This window comes from Veillonella sp. 20925_1_51 (genome assembly GCF_041431445.1).
Lineage (GTDB): Bacteria > Bacillota > Negativicutes > Veillonellales > Veillonellaceae > Veillonella > Veillonella nakazawae.
Genome location: NZ_JAPVXT010000003.1, coordinates 25,229 through 43,356, shown reverse-complemented (window position 1 = coordinate 43,356; position 18,128 = coordinate 25,229). Strand labels below are relative to the sequence as shown.

The window sequence follows — 18,128 nt, the reverse complement described above, 5'->3', positions numbered from 1 at the left end:
TGTTACGCTTCTTTTTCGTGCTCAGAAATACGGCAGTATTTAATTTGCGCGCAAATACACTCATCCTTAGATTTATATAGTTGAGGGATGATTTCTAAAATATCGCCAAATGTAGCTTCATTAATGGAATAACGAGTCCATAAGCCATTACGTTGAGAGTTAACTACACCTGCATCAATTAAGATTTTCATGTGGTAGCTCAACGTAGATTGGGACAAATTGAAGCTAGCTAAAATATCAGCTGCACATAATTCATTGCAAGACAACATATCGATGATGTGTAATCTTGTTTCATCGCTTAATGCCTTGAAAATCGTAGCTAAACGTTCGTAAGAAACTTCAACCATATCTTTAACTCCTCAAATCCGTATCAAAAAATGTCAATCTACTTTCTAGACTCTATTATATACTATTTCTTAATGTAAATCTATTTTTTTCTTTATATTTGTATCTTAATAATTTATTATGAATATCAATTTTACATAGATGGGTAATTTTTACCACATTATAAACTAATTTAAGCACGTCATAGTTTGTATATTGTGAATATTTTAAATAAATTTTCATCTCATAGATTTATTTAGTTATACATAATCCTGCATATATAAAAATTGTATAAAATATTTTTCTATAGAATTTTCGATATACGCGTTTTCTGATAACCTTATAGCATACTTCGATATACCGCACTACATTAGCAACCGAAAGGATTAGATGTATTATACTTTTTTTGTGTTCTAAATCATTTCATTACAAAAGGCTCCTCTTAGAGGAGCCTTATCTGTATAATTCTATAAACCGATTGCATAGCGGTAAAATTTTAACAATTATACGGCTACATCGACACTATCGAATGCAATCATTCGCATTATATCAAATTAGTATAGCTTAGAATACGTTTACCAAGTCGATAGTTTGATTACGGTTAGGACCTACGGATACGATACCCAAAGGTACACCTGTTACTTCTGCAATACGTTCTACATATTTGCGAGCATTTTCAGGAAGATCTTCGTATTTACGGATACCAGAAATATCTGTTTCCCAACCTGGCAATGTTTCGTACACTGCTTCGCATGCTTCAAGGTCTTTTAAGTTAGCTGGGAAGCCTTCTACATCTTTACCATTCAATTTATAACCTACGCAGATTTTCAATTCTTTGAATGTATCAAGAATATCCAAACGAGTGATTGCAAGGTAATCGAGGCTGTTAAGACCTGCCGCGTATTTTACAACCATAAGATCTAACCAACCGCAACGACGAGGACGACCAGTTACAGTACCGAACTCATGACCAAGTTTGCGAAGGTTATCGCCAGTTTCATCAAGAAGCTCTGTAGGGAATGGACCTGCACCAACGCGTGTTGCGTATGCTTTTACTACGCCGAAGATATTTTTCAAGTAGTTTGGACCAATACCAGCACCTGTGGAAGCACCACCAGCGATTGGATGAGAGGATGTTACGAATGGATATGTACCGTGATCAAGGTCAAGCATAGTTGCTTGCGCGCCTTCGAACAATACCTTTTTATCCTCTTGAACTGCTTTCAAAACAGCGATGTTAGTGTCTGTTACATATGGTTTCAATGCTTCAGCATATTTGATGTAATCCGCTAAGATTTCATCGTAGTTAACAGGTTCAGCATCATAAACCTTTGTAAGCATTTTGTTTTTGAATTCTACATTGTATGCTAATTTTTGTTTGAATGTATCCAAGTCATACAAATCGCAGATACGGATGCCGATGCGGTTAATCTTATCAGCATAGCAAGGACCGATACCGTTTTTAGTAGTACCGATTTTAGCGTCCCCTTTAGATGCTTCCTCTGCATTATCTAAGGCGATATGATATGGCATGATAACATGCGCACGGTCAGAAATTTGAAGAGATTTAGCAGATTTACCTTGTTTTTCAAGGCCTTCAATTTCTTGTAACAAAACTTTAGGGTCAATAACAACACCAGTACCAACGATATTTTGTTTATCATCATACAAGATACCACTTGGTAACAGACGAAGTGCAAATGCTTTGTCATCTACTACAACAGTATGACCTGCGTTATTACCACCTTGACTGCGCACAACAACGTCCGCACGTTCCGCGATCCAGTCAACGATCTTACCTTTACCCTCGTCGCCCCATTGAGTGCCGATAACCATACTTGTTGCCATATCTATATCCTCCATGTGAAAGTCTAAATAATTCATTATCATTATACAACAATGTTCGGACTCTGTGAAAGTATTTATACAAATTCAATCTTTAGTTTCTTGCCGAATGCATGAGCTATTTTCTGTAAAGTCTTCAAAGATGGATTACCATTTCCATTTTCAATCTTACTAATATCAGACTGAGTAATGCCGGTTAATTCAGACAGTTGCATTTGTGTCATATGAGCAGCTAATCGCGCCTCAACTATATTCTGAATGATTTGGTACTCATCATCTAACGCATCCCACTCTTTTTTAAACTTCGGATTTTTTAATTGTTTCTCTAAATATTGATCTAACGTTTCCATATTATGTATACCTCTCAATATAATCGTTCTTATATTTAACAGCTAATTCAACTGCACTCTTAGGAGTTTTCATGGATTTCTTTACAAAACCATTTGTTAAAACAATTCGTTTTCCCACAAAAAAGAAATACAATATCATAAAAAAAACAACAGAAAACGTATCCATCATATTCCTCCTAGTGCTAGAAGAAATCTTTACTTAAATTATATGTTAAAACATATATTCAGTAAAGATATGAGATATAGAAATTTAAAGTCTTACTATATCCAATATAAGTATCTAATCTCTTAAAGTAAAGAAATGGGAGGTGACCATTAGTCACCTCCCATGTATTGACATTTTAACTAGTCAAAGTATTCTATTTTGCCCTAGATACTATTCCTTTTTTAATTTTTATCTGTTGCTTAAGTACTATTTTGGTTCTTTAAGCCATAGGCTCATTAGGAGTCCCATAAGACCTACAGGTATCAATGTCATCAAAGCAGTTTGCACGTCATAGATATCTGCTAGATGGCCTACATATGGCGCTACAAGGCCGCCTAAGGTAATGCCAAGGCCTAGTGTAATCCCCGACGCAAAGCCTGCATTTTTAGCAAGGTATTTTTGACCGAGTACGGTAATCGGTCCATATTGTGAGAATACGCCAAAGGCCATCGGTATCATAGCACCGAAGAAGCCCCATATATTTGGGACAAAGATAAATACTAAAACAGATGGCAAGAAGATAAGATTACCTAAGCGCACCGTTTTAAGGAAGCCTAATTTATCGGATAAAGCCCCGCCCATATAGGTAAGGACTGCGCCCATTGCAAAGTACATGGTTAGCGCCAAGCTAGAGGCGCTGGCTTCGCCGTTAATAACGGTAATATACAAAATAGGGATAAAGATGGATAGTACAGAGAATAAAATGGAGCGAGAAGCAATGACAAAGAATAACTTGCCGAAGCTCACCCAATCGTTGGCACCAGTATTAGTGGACTTAGCAGAGCTTTTACTTTCACCAACAACATCGGTAGCCGCAGAACCTGTAAAGGCATACACATACAATAACACGCCAATCAATGCAATGGCCGTGAACACCCAAAGGAAATGAGCACCAAAAACGTACACACCACCAGCAAGGAGCGGACCCAATGCAAAGCCAGCGCTGCCACCTACGGCAAAGCGCCCCATAGCATTACCAAGCTCATTGGATTGCATACGATTTACAAGAAGTGCCGCCTCAGGATGGAATAATGCTGCCCCTACGCCGGCCAAGAGTGACAAGGCTAGAATCATTTCATAGCTCGTAGCTAGTGCTATAGCACTAATAGACACGAGAGTCACCGTAAAGCCTGCTGGAATGAACCAAGGTACGCGCCACCGATCGGCCACATAGCCCAATGCAGGCTGGGCGATAGAGGCCACCACGGTGTTACAGAAAATAATGGTAGCCGATTGATAGTAATTAAGGCCAAAGTTAGCGATAAAAAATGGTATAAGCGCCGCTAGAGATCCTTGTCCAAAGTCATTAATACAATGAAAAATAGGTGGTCCGTACTTTCGTATAATACGTTTCATATAACCTCCTAAGATAAATAAAAACAGGTAGATATAGCCAACACCTAATGCATGTGCCATAGGCTTGTTGGTCTATACCTACCCTAGTCTTTCATATGTTATGTGGGAAGTACCCTACAATTATAGGCCAAAGCGAGCCATGATTGTATCTACATGTTTCAACAATTTATGTGGATCGAAGCATGCATCGATTTCTTCAGCAGTCATGTATTTCTTGATGTTTTCATCAGATTTAAGACCTGTAGCAAAATCTTTACCTTCAAGCCAACGTTCCATAGCGTATTTTTGAACCCAACGGTATGCTTCGTCACGTACTGCACCTTTATCTACAAGGTGAGTTAAAATTGTTTGGCTAAATACAAGGCCCCCTGTAAGGTTAAGGTTTTTAAGCATTGTTTCAGGATATACCAACAATTTATCAATTGTACGGATTGTAAGGTGAAGCATGTAATTCAACGAAATTGTTGCATCTGGTAAAATAACGCGTTCTACAGAGCTATGGGAAATATCGCGTTCATGCCACAAAGCTTGGTCTTCGTAAGCAGATTGAGCATAACCACGAAGCAAGCGAGCCATACCGCAAATTCTTTCACATGTAATAGGATTACGTTTATGAGGCATCGCAGAGGAACCCTTTTGTTTAGGGCTGAAATATTCTTCCGCTTCGCGCACTTCAGTACGTTGCAGATGACGGATTTCCAAAGCGATTTTATCCAATGTACCGCCTACAACAGCGATAGTAGACAACAATTCAGCATGACGGTCACGTTGTACGACTTGTGTAGCGATTTTAACAGGTTCAAGACCTAATTTTTCGCATACATATTGTTCTACGAACGGATCGATGTTGGAGTAAGTACCAACAGCACCGGACAATTTACCAACAGCTACGCTTTTACGAGCGTGCTCCATGCGTTCGATGTCGCGTTCTACTTCAGCCATCCACAATGCTAATTTCAAACCAAATGTAGTAGGTTCACCATGAATACCGTGAGTACGACCGATCATAGGTGTATATTTAAACTCAGCTGCGCGACGACGCAATACTTCGTGCAAACGTTTCAAGTCTTCAATCAAGATGTCGCATGCTTGTTTCATCATGTAGCCAAGCGCTGTATCTTTAACGTCAGTAGATGTAAGGCCAAGATGAATGTATTTAGCCGCTTCAGGACCTACGTATTCACCTACTGCTGTTACGAAGGAAATAATATCGTGGTTTGTTTCCTTTTCGATTTCATGAATGCGTTCAACGTCGAAATTGCCCTTTTCACGAATGGCTTTAGCCGCTTCTTTAGGGATAACTCCCAACTCAGCTTGCGCCTCGGATGCCAATGTTTCTACCAATAACATTGTGTCGAACTCATTGCGTTCGCTCCAAATATGGCCCATTTCTTCTCGTGTATAACGTGGTATCATGATGTCTCCTTTGCATGATAAAAGCTAGATTTCTTATAGGATAATTGTACCATATGTGAAAGCTCCATTCAATGAATGGAGCTAATTTTTCCGAATGATAATTACATTAAATTTACTAATTGTTCGTGTTTATGCAGCATTCACTATATTCAAACTTCTATTTTTGTTTTATATAGATTAAGACCTCTATTCGGCTCTATTGGATACATTTAGCTTTTCTTATCATTCGGTCCCACAAGAGACTTCGTTTCAGTTCGTATATTTCTATACCTTCATCGATGCGCTGAATGCGTTTAATCATTTTTGGATGAGTAATAAACAACCGACTAAAAAATCCCGTACTTTCACGATCATATAATTCACCAGTTTCAAGCATACCAATTTGTTCAGTGGCAAGGCCTAATGCAACAAGGCCCTCTCGCAACTCTCGCCCTAAACCGATAGATACGGCGTAGGCATCTGCAGCATACTCACGACGGCGGCTATCAAAATAGTAGGTAATCCACTTCGGCAAGCGCAGTACATACTCCACCGCCGCAATCATAACAAGAAGAACTATTTGGATTATGCGAATGACGATATTAACAATAGGAATCAGTGCCAATATATTTAAGGCTCCATTTAAAAGTATAACGAGGTTTAATATTAATTGTCCTAATCGGTCCATAGCGTAGGTTATGGTCAAGTAAATTGTGTCTCGGTTTCTTAAATGCCCCAATTCATGCGCCAAAACGCCAAGCAAATGTCGTTTATCTAATCCACTCAAAGCGCCTGTATGAATGGTAATATGATTGATTCCTGAAGCAAAAGCATTGATATCCTCATCAGTGCGCATACGCAATGTCAATGTATTTCTTGATACGCCACTACGTGTACATAATTCTTCTAAGAGTGGTTCAATATATTCAGCTTCTCCAGCACTTGGTTTTCTTTCACCTTGTAACAAATGGGCTAGCCAACTAAAAGGTGGCAAAAATAATCCAATCGCCACGATAATAGGTAACGCAATAGACAAAACAATATACACATCTAACTTATCCGCTAAATGTAACGGTTTTATAAACCAATCCCAAGAAAAGGGGTACACCAATTGCACGGCAGACTCTAAAATTGGGAAAAAGACAAATACAATAATGACATTAACGATATAGGTAAGAATAACTTGAATCATAGGCGCTCTCTTTACGTTCTTATAGGCTTATATAGCTATATACTAATATAGTAATAAATTAATTAAAGTGTATCATAGCTGTACATTGTGATATATAATAAACATACAGACTAAACCTATTATGAAGAATAGCTTATTTATAACTGAGCTTTATGATAGTAGTAAGACTAACTATGTCCGTTATGGGGAGGCTTTCATGGCAAATTTAAATCGAAAAGAGCGTCGTGCACAGCGCAACGAATCAAATACTATAGGTATACTATTACGCTTATTCTTTGGACTCAGCTTTATAGGCTTGGCTGTAGTTCTATTTGGAGAGTTCGATCTTAATTATGTATTTTCTATATTTACAGCAGATATTATCGTGTCCTTAATTTACGTGATACTCAATAAATCTCGCATCACTACATCCTTAGCTGTTAACACCAATGTACGCGTTATCATTGCATTCCTCATCATGCTAGTAACAATGTTCTTCTACGCTTTCGCTTTATGGCGCGTCGATCAATTTAGCGCACCTATGCAAATCACTTTATTTATCGGTGGCGCCATCGTATATCTTGCGGTGTTCAATTCTACCAAAACAATGCTTACAAACCAGGATTAATCTCATAGTCGTCAAAATCAAACCTATAACAATATCAATCCTATTGTAAAAGGAAATAGCAATTAAATAAAAGACAAGAAAAGAGGCATATCTTACATACATTTGTATGAGATATGCCTCTTTATTGTCCTAGAATAACGGGAACTGCTAAGTAAACAGGTTCACCCCGTCGGTTAACGATGGATCCACTGCTTTTGATGATGCGCAGCGCTTCGTCTCGTACAGCTGGTGGTACATCGTCCACGATCAGTGGCGTATGTTCGCCAACGATGACATTACCGTTAACATCAAAGTTAACTCGTACTACCACCTTGCCTGTTACGACAGATGCTCGCCCCTGTTCTTGCACAGTCCGCAAGTAGTCATGAGGATTAATATCTGGTTTTTGTAAAAGCGCTTGTTGTCCTGGCGTCAATAAACTCAATGCTAAATCAGATAAGACAGATAAGTCACTAGATTCAGGCAATCCATCTCCAGTTGCATTCGGATCTGATGTTATCTCTTTACCGATAGGCGCTTTACTATTCTTGGAGGATTTTCCATCCTTAGAATCTGCTCCGTGCGTAACTACAGCTTGTTCACTGCTGCTCGTTTCCGATTCAATAGCCTTTGGAACGGTCCATTCTCGGCGTACACTAGAAGCTGCTGTACTTTCACTTAACTCTTTAGTACGCTCATCCTCTGGCTTGCGCTCATCCACCAAAGAATTCGCCTTAGGTGTCGCGCCTTCTGGAGTTACATTCTGTGGTTTTTCCATAGGATTTTCCACTGGTTTCGGTGCGGTGTCAACAGCCTCAACCCCTGTATCGCTTTCACCATCATCAGGCAAATTAAAGCTAATTTCCGCCGCATCATGGGCGGCACCTGTACCTGCCATTCCCCGCAAAGAAAGACCCATCCCAGAGACGAGTATCGTCGTAATACCTAAGGACACGATGAACGGTTTCAAATAATGCGATTCAAACATAGAATCACTTCCGTTCCGTAGCGACGCTAATATATTTAGCGCCATTCACCTTGAGCATGTCCAATAGGGCGATAACCTCGCTATAGTAAACATCCTTAGATGCGCGAATGACAAAAGCTTGTCGAGGTGCCTGCTTCACGATAGATTGTACCTCTTCAGCCAATCGGTCGGAAGAGATTTCCTGATTGTCGATATATAGCGTGTGCGTTGTGGTGAGCGTAATCGTAATAGGTTCAATAGATTTTGCCGTAGATGTCGATGCAGATGGTAAATTGAGCGGAATTTGCTGCTCTGTATTCATGTACAGCGTGCCAACCATGAAGAATACCAATAAGAAAAATACGATATCGATCATAGGGATAATCATGATGGTCGGTTCTTTTTTAACCCCTAATGTGCGTCGTCTCATATATCATGTTCCTCGTTGTACGCATCGAGGATGTTGCCGCACTCATGCTCTAATGTAGTAATAGAATCATTTACCTTTGCTGCACAGTAACTGTGAAAGCCGAGCGCGATAATCGCTACAGTCAAGCCTGTAGCCGTTGCCACTAAGGCTTCAGATACACCACCTGTAATGATGGTAGGCGCACCAATATCGCCGCCTACTACTGCGAAGGCGCGAATCATGCCAAGCACGGTCCCCAATAGGCCCAATAGTGGAGCCATGGTTACGATCATACTAAGCCAGCTAAGGCCGCGTTTTAAACGCTCATCGGCGTAAGATACTACGTCTTGCAAACGGTTTTCTAAACCATTATAGTTCTTTGCACTGCGCATAGCGCGAGCAAATAAAGCGCCAAGCTCCTCTGTATCGCGTTCCAGAACACTTGGTAACATAACCCAAGATTGATTCTTCTCTAACACCTTATTAAAGCGGCGCAAGTCCTTTGTAAACTTACGATATAAAATGATACGCTCAATGCCAATCATCAATGCAAAGAGCAAAAAAATTACTAGCGGATACATAACAAATCCACCAGCCACAAATAAATGCGCTATGCTACTCATACTAACCTCCAAAAGCCTTCACCCTCTAGGCCCCAATAACCTTTATTATATCACGTTTTAAGGCATCTAAAAATATGTATGAGACAAAAAAAGGCTATACTAATCATGATACACATATTAGTATAGCCTTTAATTTTGCTTTAATTTTGCTTTTATTCTACTTCTATTTTACCTTTGCCGGACCTTAATTCCGTCATGATTTAACCATAGCATAACCATTGCATTCGTATAATTTATTAGTCTTTTTTAAGGAATTTTACAAGTATGCCACCGATTGTTAAGGACAAGCCAAAGCCACTACAGAACATGCCGATAGAATACATCCAAGCATAAGTTTGATTGTTAGAAGAAATTGCTTTAGCTGCCTCTCGTGCATTAGTAGCATTTCTTGCAATTTCCAAATTCGTTGTAGCTGGATCTGGATTTAATAACAGGATCACAATACCTATAATTAAAACAACTACGCCAACAGGTAATAACATTTTTTTACTCATTTTAAGACCCTCTCTAACATTATACGAAACGGTATATATCATTAGATATTATTTATCAAGTTTGTTCATATCCAAACGATTCATACTGCCAATGAAGCGATTATAGGATTCAACCATATCATTATAATGATCATTTGTTTGGTCACCTAAGAATGTACGAATTCTACCAATAGCTGTATTTAATGAATTCTTAGTACTGTTATATTCCGGACTAGTAATACTATTAGATACGTCCATGATGCCTTGTAACTCTTGGTTAGCTGCATTTACATCAATTTGTTTACCCTCTTCAAAGCCATCCAATAAAGCAGTTAAACGTAAATGAACTTCTTGAGCTGCCGCTGCATTTTTCTTGCCAGACTCTTTAAGTTCTTTCAACTGTTCTTGTTGGTTTTCTGTATTATGTTTGTGAATTACTGCGTCTAGTTGATTATACGCTGCATAGAACTGATCATATAATTGAACGTATTTAGGTCCTAATTGTTGTTCCTTAGCATAATTATCTGCTTGATATGAATTAGTTTCGTAGTACGTATCCAATTCACTGGCTACTGGTACAATATCCTTTAATACAGCCAATACGTTATCTAAAGGTTCTTTCATATCATCATATGGCACGCCAGCATCTTTAGCGGCTTGTAAGTTCTTTTGTAAAGAATCAAAATGTGGTGACATAAAGCTTGTTAAATGTTGCCCTTCTCTTAGTTTTTGAATGTTTGGACCGATAGCATAGCCAAAGCGCACTGTATGACTGTTAAAATCGCCAACGGCTTTAATGTAGTTGTTAAACACTTTAACGTCATCTTGTGATGTCTTTTGAACACCTTGTTGTACGCTATTGGCAACCTTAGAAACACTACATCCTGTCAAGAATAATGGTGCTGTTAGAGTTGATGCGCACAATACTACGGTTATCATTTTCTTTACTAGTGGTTTCATAATGACCCTCTCTTTTTAATCACATACAAGTAACAATCTATGATTAAATTATATATCATATATGAAATATATGAAAGCATCAAGTATAAATATATGAAATTTATTTCATGAATACGCATTCATAGGCATAAAAAAGGCACAGCATCTTACTACTTGTTTCACCAACAGCAGTTTTGATACTATGCCTTTTATGGATGGATACATCTTATATATCTAAATCAGTATGATAGCTAATCGGAGTGTCTTAATAGATAAGTTATGCCATCTTATCAAATAGGTATATAGCTATCTACTCATTTAATAGACTTGTCAAAAACTCCAATTAATTCTTCAACGGCTTGTGATTCGCTCATTTCACCGTCTAAGACAGCATTTTCAACTTCGCCCATACGACCTTGAATGACTACATTGTTAAAGAATAGGTTGTGCAAATGTTCGTCAATCATATCACGTACCCAACGGAGGGATTGTTCTTGACGTCGTTTTAAGAATACCCCATTTTCTTTACCTTGTTCAGCAAATTCTTGGATCACATCCCACAATTCGTCGAGACCATCCTTCGTAACGGCTGAACATGTGTAAGCTTGGGTCTTCCATTTTTCCGTAGCTGGACGAATGTAATGTAACATCCGATCGTAATCGCTACGAGCGATGAGAGCACGCTTGAGGTTGTCCCCATCAGCCTTATTGACCACAATAGCATCAGCAAGTTCCATAACGCCTTTTTTGATGCCTTGCAATTCATCCCCTGCACCAGTTAAGACGATGAGCATAAAGAAGTCTACCATGGAGCGCACAGTAACTTCGCTTTGCCCAACCCCTACAGTTTCGACGAGAATAATATCGTATCCAGCAGCCTCGCAAAGTAGCATCGTTTCTCTACTTTTACGAGCTACACCACCTAGTGTGCCACCAGCCGGCGATGGACGGATATACGCTTCAGAATGTTTCGTCAACGTTTCCATCCGCGTTTTATCACCCAAAATACTGCCTTTTGTGACTTGGCTTGTAGGGTCTACAGCAAGTACGGCAACCTTGTAACCAGCTTCAATGAGCATGTTACCAAAGGCTTCAATAAATGTACTTTTACCGGCCCCAGGCACACCAGTAATACCGATGCGCAACGCCTTGCCGGTGCGTGGCAATATAGCTTGTAATACTTGTTGAGCTAATTTAAAGTGTTCCTTATTATTACTTTCTACTAATGTGATAGCCCGTGAAAGTATAACGCGGTCCCCCTGCTCGATACCGCGTACATAATCAGCGACAGTTAACTTCTTTCGCCGCTGTACGGGACGTACCGACGGAGCCAGATGAGCGGAGCTAGACAAGAGGCCGTCGTGCATTTCCTTGACGCCTTTCATCACGTGACACGCAAAGGTATCATCTTTTTTCGCATCTTCTGGCACCCAGTCGGGACGATACGTACTACCCTCGGCGCTTGCGTTTTTTACACCTAATTCTGGCGCCTTACCTTCACCAGTGGTAAAAGTAGCGTCCTGTGCATTGCGCAATTCATCCGGAGTAGGCCGTTTATTATCAGTCATTGCCTTCGTCTTGAACGTGGCTAGTCAATGTTTCTAGCAATTTCTTAGCCGCTACAGGCAAGACTGTACCAGGGCCAAAGATAGCCACTGCGCCATGTTCGCGTAGGAACTCATAGTCCTGAGCAGGGATTACGCCACCGATGGCAACCAAAATATCTCCACGACCACGTTTCTTGAGTTCTTCTACAAGTTGAGGTAACAATGTTTTGTGACCAGCTGCAAGAGAACTGAAGCCAACGATGTGAACGTCATTATCCACCGCATCTTGTGCTGTTTCTTCTGGAGTTTGGAACAAAGGTCCGATATCCACGTCAAAGCCCATATCCGCGAAGGATGTAGCGATAACTTTGGCACCGCGGTCATGACCGTCTTGGCCCATCTTCGCAATCATAATACGAGGACGACGACCTTCGAGTTCTTCGAAATCATCCGCCATTTGACGTACTTCTTTGATAACATCGTCATCTTCATATTCACTAGAATATACGCCAGAAATAGAGCGGATAACTGCTTTATGACGGCCACAAACCTTTTCAACAGCAAAGGAAATTTCACCCAAGGATGCACGAGCACGAGCTGCTTCAAGCGCAAGAGCAAGCAAGTTGCCTTCCCCAGATTCTGTAGCATTTGTAATCGCTTCGAGACAGGATTGAACCTTATCTTCGTCACGGTTAGCACGCAATTGTTCGAGACGACGAATTTGCGCTTCTCGTACAGCTGTGTTATCTACGTCTAAGATATCCAATGGATCTTCTTTATCTAGACGATATTTATTAATACCGATGATTGCTTCACGGCCAGAGTCGATACGAGCTTGGCGACGAGCTGCCGCTTCTTCGATACGCATCTTAGGAAGACCTGTATCAATCGCTTTCGCCATACCACCAAGGGATTCGATTTCTTGGATATGGCCCCAAGCGCGACGGATCAATTCATCAGTCAATGCTTCTACATAGTAAGAGCCGCCCCATGGATCGATAACTTTACATACTTTAGTTTCGTCTTGGATGTAAAGCTGAGTATTACGAGCAATACGTGCAGAGAAGTCCGTAGGCAACGCGATGGCTTCGTCAAGCGCATTTGTATGTAGGGATTGAGTATGGCCCAAAGCTGCACCCATCGCTTCCATACATGTACGAGCTACGTTATTGAATGGATCTTGTTCTGTTAAAGACCAACCAGATGTTTGACTATGTGTACGAAGTGCCATGGATTTTGGATTTTCAGAACCGAAGCTCTTAATAATCTTAGCCCACAACATACGAGCCGCACGCATTTTCGCTACTTCCATGAAGTAGTTTTTACCGATTGCCCAGAAGAAGGACAAACGTGGAGCGAATTTATCTACGTGAAGGCCTGCATTTACACCGGTACGGATGTATTCAAGACCATCGGCCAATGTGTAACCTAATTCGATATCCGCAGTAGCGCCCGCTTCTTGCATATGGTAGCCAGAAATGGAGATACTATTAAACTTAGGCATGTACTGGGATGTATACGCAAAGATATCACCGATAATACGCATGGACGTAGCTGGAGGGTAAATATAGGTATTACGTACCATGAACTCTTTCAAGATATCATTTTGGATTGTACCAGCCATAACCTTTTTATCAACGCCCTGTTCTTCACCTGCTAGGATGTAGAATGCCATAACAGGCAATACGGCGCCGTTCATTGTCATGGATACGGACATTTGATCAAGAGGGATACCGGAGAACAGAATTTCCATGTCGAGGATGGAGTCTACCGCAACACCCGCTTTACCAACGTCACCTACTACACGAGGATGATCGGAGTCATAACCGCGGTGAGTAGCAAGGTCAAAGGCGATAGACAAACCTTTTTGGCCCGCTGCCAAGTTACGACGATAGAACGCATTGGATTCTTCCGCAGTGGAGAAACCAGCGTACTGACGTACTGTCCAAGGACGAGTTACGTACATTGTGGAATAAGGTCCACGCAAGAATGGAGGTACACCAGCCATATAGTCAAGGTGTGTCATCCCTTCATAATCCATCTCTGTGTAGAGAGGTTTTAGTTGGATTTGCTCCATTGTTGTATTATATAAATCTTCAAAGCTTTTTCCTGTTTCTTTTTGAAGTTCAGCAAGCCATGCATCGCGAGATGTCGGTGACTGCGTTCCCAAGCCAAGAGAGGAGAAGTCTGGATTTTTAAACATGAGCTCACATCCCTTTCTTATCTTGTAATGTATTCAAGATTTCGTAACAATTTGCACGAACGGAAATGAAGTCGTCTACGCCAGCTTCACGGTATACAGGCTCGAGGTCCTTAGGCGGTGCCCCTGCCAAGATAACCGTTACATTCGGCATAGTTTCTTTCAACTCTTTCGCTAGTGGCGGTACTAATTCTGGATATGTATCATCTGTGGAACAGATAACGACAACATCAGCACCACTTTCACGAGCAGCCTTCGCAGCATCAGCCGTAGTTTCATGGCCGTCATTTTTAATCACTTCAAAAGCACCTACTTCGAAGAAGCCTGTGGAGAAGTCCGCACGAGGTTTGTGTTGAGGAATTGGGCCCATATTAGCCAAGAATACCTTCACATTATCTTTCATACGTTGTTTATAGTTTTCAGTGCGCATGCGAAGTGCTTCAAACTGTTCAGTCCAGCGATGTGCAGTAATTGGTTCGATTGTTTCAGAAGAAATATCGCCTGCATCTAAAGCCTTACGGATTTGGCGGATTGTCAATTTTTGTAATGCCCCAAGCTCAATAAGACCAATCAACGCACCTGGTTCTGTTGTACTTGCTTCTAGAGTAGCCTGTGCTTTCACAACCGCATCAGCCTCTGCACCTGCCAAGTACTCATCAATTTGAGCAGCTCGTTTTTGACGCAATGTTTCTTGATTTTCTGGTTTAGGATCAAGTAACTCTTCTGTCATATTCGCATACATATTGTTACCAACTGCTACGTCCTTACGGAATGCAAGGTTCTTAAAGCGTTCATCGAGGATGGCTTTCACTTGAGCTTGTGGGTAGCCTTCTTTCAATGCCGCCACAATGCCACCTTTAGATTCGATAGTTTGGAACTCAGCCCAGATTTTTTCGCATAATTCAGCAGCCAATGTTTCCACGTACCAAGAACCGCCTACAGGATCCACCGGTTGACGCAATTCAAATTCAGTTTGCAACATAACTTGGATGTTACGAGCAATACGGCGAGAGAAGTCATCCGATTTGCGAATTGGTTGGTCGAATGGAGATACTTCAAGGCTGTTCAAACCGCCTACAACGCCAGAGAATGCTTGTGTTGTATTACGCAACAAGTTTACATATGGGTCGTATACAGTTTTTGTGAAAGCAGATGTTCTACCGTGTACATGAACAGCGCGGTCCGCTTCTTCAGCACCAAATGCTTCCATGATGCGAGCCCAAAGTACGCGCAATGCACGCAATTTAGCAATTTCCATAAAGAAATTAGCCCCTAAGGAGAATGTGAACATCATGCTTTTCGCAATGGTGTGAATATCGATGTTCCGTTGTGCTAATTGACGCACGTAGCAAACAGCTGTTGCCAATGCATAGGCAACCTCTTGCACATCGTTAGCGCCGCCATTAGCGTATACATCGCCAGATACGAGTACTGTTTTAAGCTCTGGTGCTTGTTCTTTAGCCCACACAACAGTATGTGCCATTTCATCAAAGGCTGTATCTAAGGAAATGTGCAAAGCACCATCTTTCACCCAAACACCGATAGGGTCTGCACCAACGAGACCTTTCAAATCAGATGTTTGTTTTTTAGCGCCTTTCACCGTAGCCGCTAACATGCCAAGCAAGATGGCTGCAGAAGCACCTGTTTCAATGTACAAAGGATTTTCCTTCAAATTGAAGCGGTCAATCAATTGTTTGCAGTCATCCATGGTGGACAAAGATGTACCACCAACGCCAACGGATGCGCCTACTTGCACATCTTGATCATGGCGTGTTGCTTCATCTAGGCGGATGTTGTGAATGGTGCCACCTTTTACAATCTCGTATAAACTTGCATGATTGGCATCCTTAGGCAAAGAGTCATCTACATATTGGGATACACCCCAAGAGTCTTTAATATAACCACTTGCCTTAGTACCACGTAGGAACTCGCCTGCCCCAGGGTATACGCCCTTTGGAATTGCTTCTGCATGCAGTGCAGGTGTGTAAATTGGCTGCAACGTGATACCTTCATAGGTTTTCGTGAACATCTTCTTGTGGAAGTCGCCACCTTTTAACGCCTTTTCAACTTCAGCCTGCCATTGTTCATACGTAGGTTTCTCAAATTCATCAAAGGATACAGGAGCTAATAGATCGCGTTCAGCATCCTTTGAAGTCTTTTTGTCAGACATATATGTGCCTCCTTTTCAACTCGAAACCATACCGAGAAACAGCGCACCGTACCTGCGAATTGTTATACATATACATCACACGAGCTTTCCTATATTTAGATCACATCAACCTCAAATATGTGTTCATCAATTCATTAACTATGAAGCCTGATATATATGCTTAACAGCCACTTTCAAGGGCAATAAAAAAACGTGCCACCCAAAAGTGACACGTAAGGTTTCTTATTGAAAGGTACACCAAAAAACACTGAAACCAGCATACCCCAATCCCCTTCCTATCGCTCGTAGGTACATAACGGTGATTATCAAATAGGCAGTTCTCCTGGCTTGGGCTCATCACCTCGCTTTCGCCTTCCCAGATTTCTCCAGTGACATCTATGAAAGCAGGCTCGTCCTTACAGTGGCGGGACCGCATCGGCTTGTACCGATTTCTCTATTAAGTCTTGTGACACCTATTCTCTATATTCGTTGTTCTAAGTCCAATATAGTGTAACAATATGCACAAAGTCAATGAACATAACAGTTAATCATAAGTAACAAATTTTAAGTTATAACTAACGCATATATAAAATGACAAAAACGCATATAACATTATCAGCATGATATAATAATGCTATCAATAAGAGGAGGTTGCATTATGAATGATATAAACAAAAAAGGGCTCAGTACTACATTACTGTGCTGCTTAATCTGGGGTTTGCTCCCCCTTTATTGGGCACTACTTAACCAAGTTTCATCCTTTTCAGTATTATCGCACCGCATCATCTGGTCTGGTGTTTGGATGATCTTCATCATCCTTGCTATGGGCCGCCAACAACTGCGCATCGATATTCAATACTTGCGCACACATCTTTCACAGTTCGGCCTATTATTACTGGCAGCCGCCCTTATTAGCGTCAACTGGTTCACTTATATTTGGGCTGTTACCAACCAACACGTTCTCGATACTAGCCTCGGGTATTATATCAACCCTCTCCTCAACGTATTGCTCGGCATCGTTATCTACAAAGAAACCTTGCTATGGTCCCAAAAACTGAGCATGGCCATCGCCGTACTAGGTGTATCAATCATGACCTATGAACTAGGGTCCTTACCGATTGTCTCCATCGCACTAGCTGTATCATTTAGCCTATATGGAGCCGTAAAGAAACGCCTCACCATCCATCCATTTTCGAGTATTGCTTTGGAGGCGTGGCTTGTTACACCGATAGCGCTATGGTATTTGGCAACCATAGATACCTCTTCCTGGGTCTTTCTTGAGAACGTAACATCCACCGGCCTACTCCTCATCGGTGCAGGGCTCACCACATCAATTCCACTCATCCTCTTCTCGTACGGCGCAAAACTCTTGCCATTGAATGTACTAGGATTTTTACAATACCTATCTCCCACCATGGGCTTTTTCTTGGCCATCTTCTACTTTGGTGAAAGCTTTGGCACAGCCCAACTCATCGCTTTTGGCTGTATCTGGGTAGCTCTCGTGCTATTCTCCCTATCCAATCGAATTACAACCATCAGAAAAATGTAGTTAGATACAAGAGATCTTA

18 protein-coding genes and 1 riboswitch are annotated in these 18,128 nt (G+C 41.1%); of the genes, 3 read left to right on the top strand and 15 right to left on the bottom strand.

Annotated features, from left to right (window positions below; all coding sequences use genetic code 11):
* Positions 1-2: 2 nt before the first annotated feature.
* The 4 genes from O3607_RS04115 to O3607_RS04100 form a co-directional block, all read right to left on the bottom strand.
* A complete protein-coding gene (locus tag O3607_RS04115) occupies positions 3-347 on the bottom strand; it encodes a helix-turn-helix transcriptional regulator (protein WP_009352539.1) in 345 nt (114 codons plus the stop codon).
* A gap of 541 nt (positions 348-888) precedes the next feature.
* Positions 889-2,172 carry an adenylosuccinate synthase gene (locus tag O3607_RS04110; RefSeq protein WP_105093729.1) on the bottom strand — a complete coding sequence of 428 codons (1,284 nt, stop codon included), beginning with the start codon at positions 2,170-2,172 and terminating at the stop codon, positions 889-891.
* Positions 2,173-2,246: 74 nt separating this feature from the next.
* Positions 2,247-2,519 carry a helix-turn-helix domain-containing protein gene (locus O3607_RS04105; RefSeq protein WP_024062668.1) on the bottom strand — a complete coding sequence of 91 codons (273 nt, stop codon included), beginning with the start codon at positions 2,517-2,519 and terminating at the stop codon, positions 2,247-2,249.
* A 1-nt stretch (position 2,520) separates the two neighbouring features.
* Positions 2,521-2,637: a hypothetical protein gene (locus O3607_RS04100; RefSeq protein ID WP_371443490.1), complete on the bottom strand. Its 117-nt coding sequence runs from the start codon at positions 2,635-2,637 to the stop codon at positions 2,521-2,523.
* Here O3607_RS04100 and O3607_RS04095 point away from each other — a divergent pair.
* Positions 2,591-2,722: a hypothetical protein gene (locus O3607_RS04095; protein ID WP_371443495.1), complete on the top strand. Its 132-nt coding sequence runs from the start codon at positions 2,591-2,593 to the stop codon at positions 2,720-2,722. The two genes, O3607_RS04100 and O3607_RS04095, sit on opposite strands and share 47 nt — an antisense overlap.
* A gap of 209 nt (positions 2,723-2,931) precedes the next feature.
* Here the strand turns inward: O3607_RS04095 and O3607_RS04090 are convergent, their stop codons facing one another.
* The 3 genes from O3607_RS04090 to O3607_RS04080 all read right to left on the bottom strand — a co-directional run bounded on the left by O3607_RS04090 (position 2,932) and on the right by O3607_RS04080 (position 6,667).
* Positions 2,932-4,080, bottom strand: a complete 1,149-nt coding sequence (locus O3607_RS04090) for an MFS transporter (protein ID WP_371443366.1) — start codon at positions 4,078-4,080, stop codon at positions 2,932-2,934.
* Between the two features lie 120 nt (positions 4,081-4,200).
* On the bottom strand, positions 4,201-5,496 hold the full coding sequence (gene purB / locus O3607_RS04085) for an adenylosuccinate lyase (RefSeq protein WP_060923735.1): 1,296 nt from the start codon (positions 5,494-5,496) through the stop codon (positions 4,201-4,203).
* Between the two features lie 196 nt (positions 5,497-5,692).
* Complete coding sequence (locus O3607_RS04080; RefSeq protein WP_371443365.1) at positions 5,693-6,667, bottom strand: M48 family metalloprotease; 975 nt, start codon at positions 6,665-6,667, stop codon at positions 5,693-5,695.
* Between the two features lie 196 nt (positions 6,668-6,863).
* Here O3607_RS04080 and O3607_RS04075 point away from each other — a divergent pair, with 196 nt between their 5' ends.
* Entirely contained in the window at positions 6,864-7,274 is a 411-nt protein-coding gene (locus tag O3607_RS04075) for a CAAX protease (protein WP_119209198.1), read from the top strand.
* Positions 7,275-7,395: 121 nt separating this feature from the next.
* On the opposite strand, the gene O3607_RS04070 is transcribed toward O3607_RS04075, so the two are convergent.
* From O3607_RS04070 to O3607_RS04035, 8 genes are all read right to left on the bottom strand, one after another.
* Positions 7,396-8,241 carry a hypothetical protein gene (locus O3607_RS04070; protein ID WP_213467371.1) on the bottom strand — a complete coding sequence of 282 codons (846 nt, stop codon included), beginning with the start codon at positions 8,239-8,241 and terminating at the stop codon, positions 7,396-7,398.
* Positions 8,242-8,245: 4 nt separating this feature from the next.
* On the bottom strand, positions 8,246-8,650 hold the full coding sequence (locus O3607_RS04065) for a biopolymer transporter ExbD (protein WP_009352440.1): 405 nt from the start codon (positions 8,648-8,650) through the stop codon (positions 8,246-8,248).
* Positions 8,647-9,252, bottom strand: a complete 606-nt coding sequence (locus O3607_RS04060; protein ID WP_178885844.1) for a MotA/TolQ/ExbB proton channel family protein — start codon at positions 9,250-9,252, stop codon at positions 8,647-8,649. Before O3607_RS04060 ends, O3607_RS04065 begins: the two co-directional genes overlap by 4 nt.
* A 236-nt stretch (positions 9,253-9,488) precedes the next feature.
* A complete protein-coding gene (locus O3607_RS04055) occupies positions 9,489-9,746 on the bottom strand; it encodes a hypothetical protein (RefSeq protein ID WP_295209850.1) in 258 nt (85 codons plus the stop codon).
* Between the two features lie 48 nt (positions 9,747-9,794).
* Positions 9,795-10,685: a DUF3829 domain-containing protein gene (locus O3607_RS04050; RefSeq protein ID WP_316109426.1), complete on the bottom strand. Its 891-nt coding sequence runs from the start codon at positions 10,683-10,685 to the stop codon at positions 9,795-9,797.
* Positions 10,686-10,978: 293 nt separating this feature from the next.
* Entirely contained in the window at positions 10,979-12,232 is a 1,254-nt protein-coding gene (gene meaB, locus O3607_RS04045) for a methylmalonyl Co-A mutase-associated GTPase MeaB (RefSeq protein WP_302857705.1), read from the bottom strand.
* Positions 12,225-14,414, bottom strand: a complete 2,190-nt coding sequence (scpA, locus tag O3607_RS04040) for a methylmalonyl-CoA mutase (RefSeq protein ID WP_060923730.1) — start codon at positions 14,412-14,414, stop codon at positions 12,225-12,227. The genes meaB and scpA overlap by 8 nt, the downstream gene beginning before the upstream one ends.
* Before the next feature lie 4 nt (positions 14,415-14,418).
* Entirely contained in the window at positions 14,419-16,581 is a 2,163-nt protein-coding gene (locus tag O3607_RS04035) for a methylmalonyl-CoA mutase family protein (RefSeq protein WP_371443364.1), read from the bottom strand.
* A gap of 294 nt (positions 16,582-16,875) precedes the next feature.
* A riboswitch (cobalamin riboswitch) is annotated at positions 16,876-17,052 on the bottom strand.
* Positions 17,053-17,218: 166 nt separating this feature from the next.
* Between O3607_RS04035 and rarD the strand changes: the two genes are divergently transcribed.
* The gene (rarD, locus tag O3607_RS04030; RefSeq protein WP_316109418.1) at positions 17,219-18,109 is read left to right on the top strand and encodes an EamA family transporter RarD; all 891 of its coding nucleotides are present in this window, start codon (positions 17,219-17,221) and stop codon (positions 18,107-18,109) included.
* The last annotated feature ends 19 nt before the right edge of the window (positions 18,110-18,128 follow it).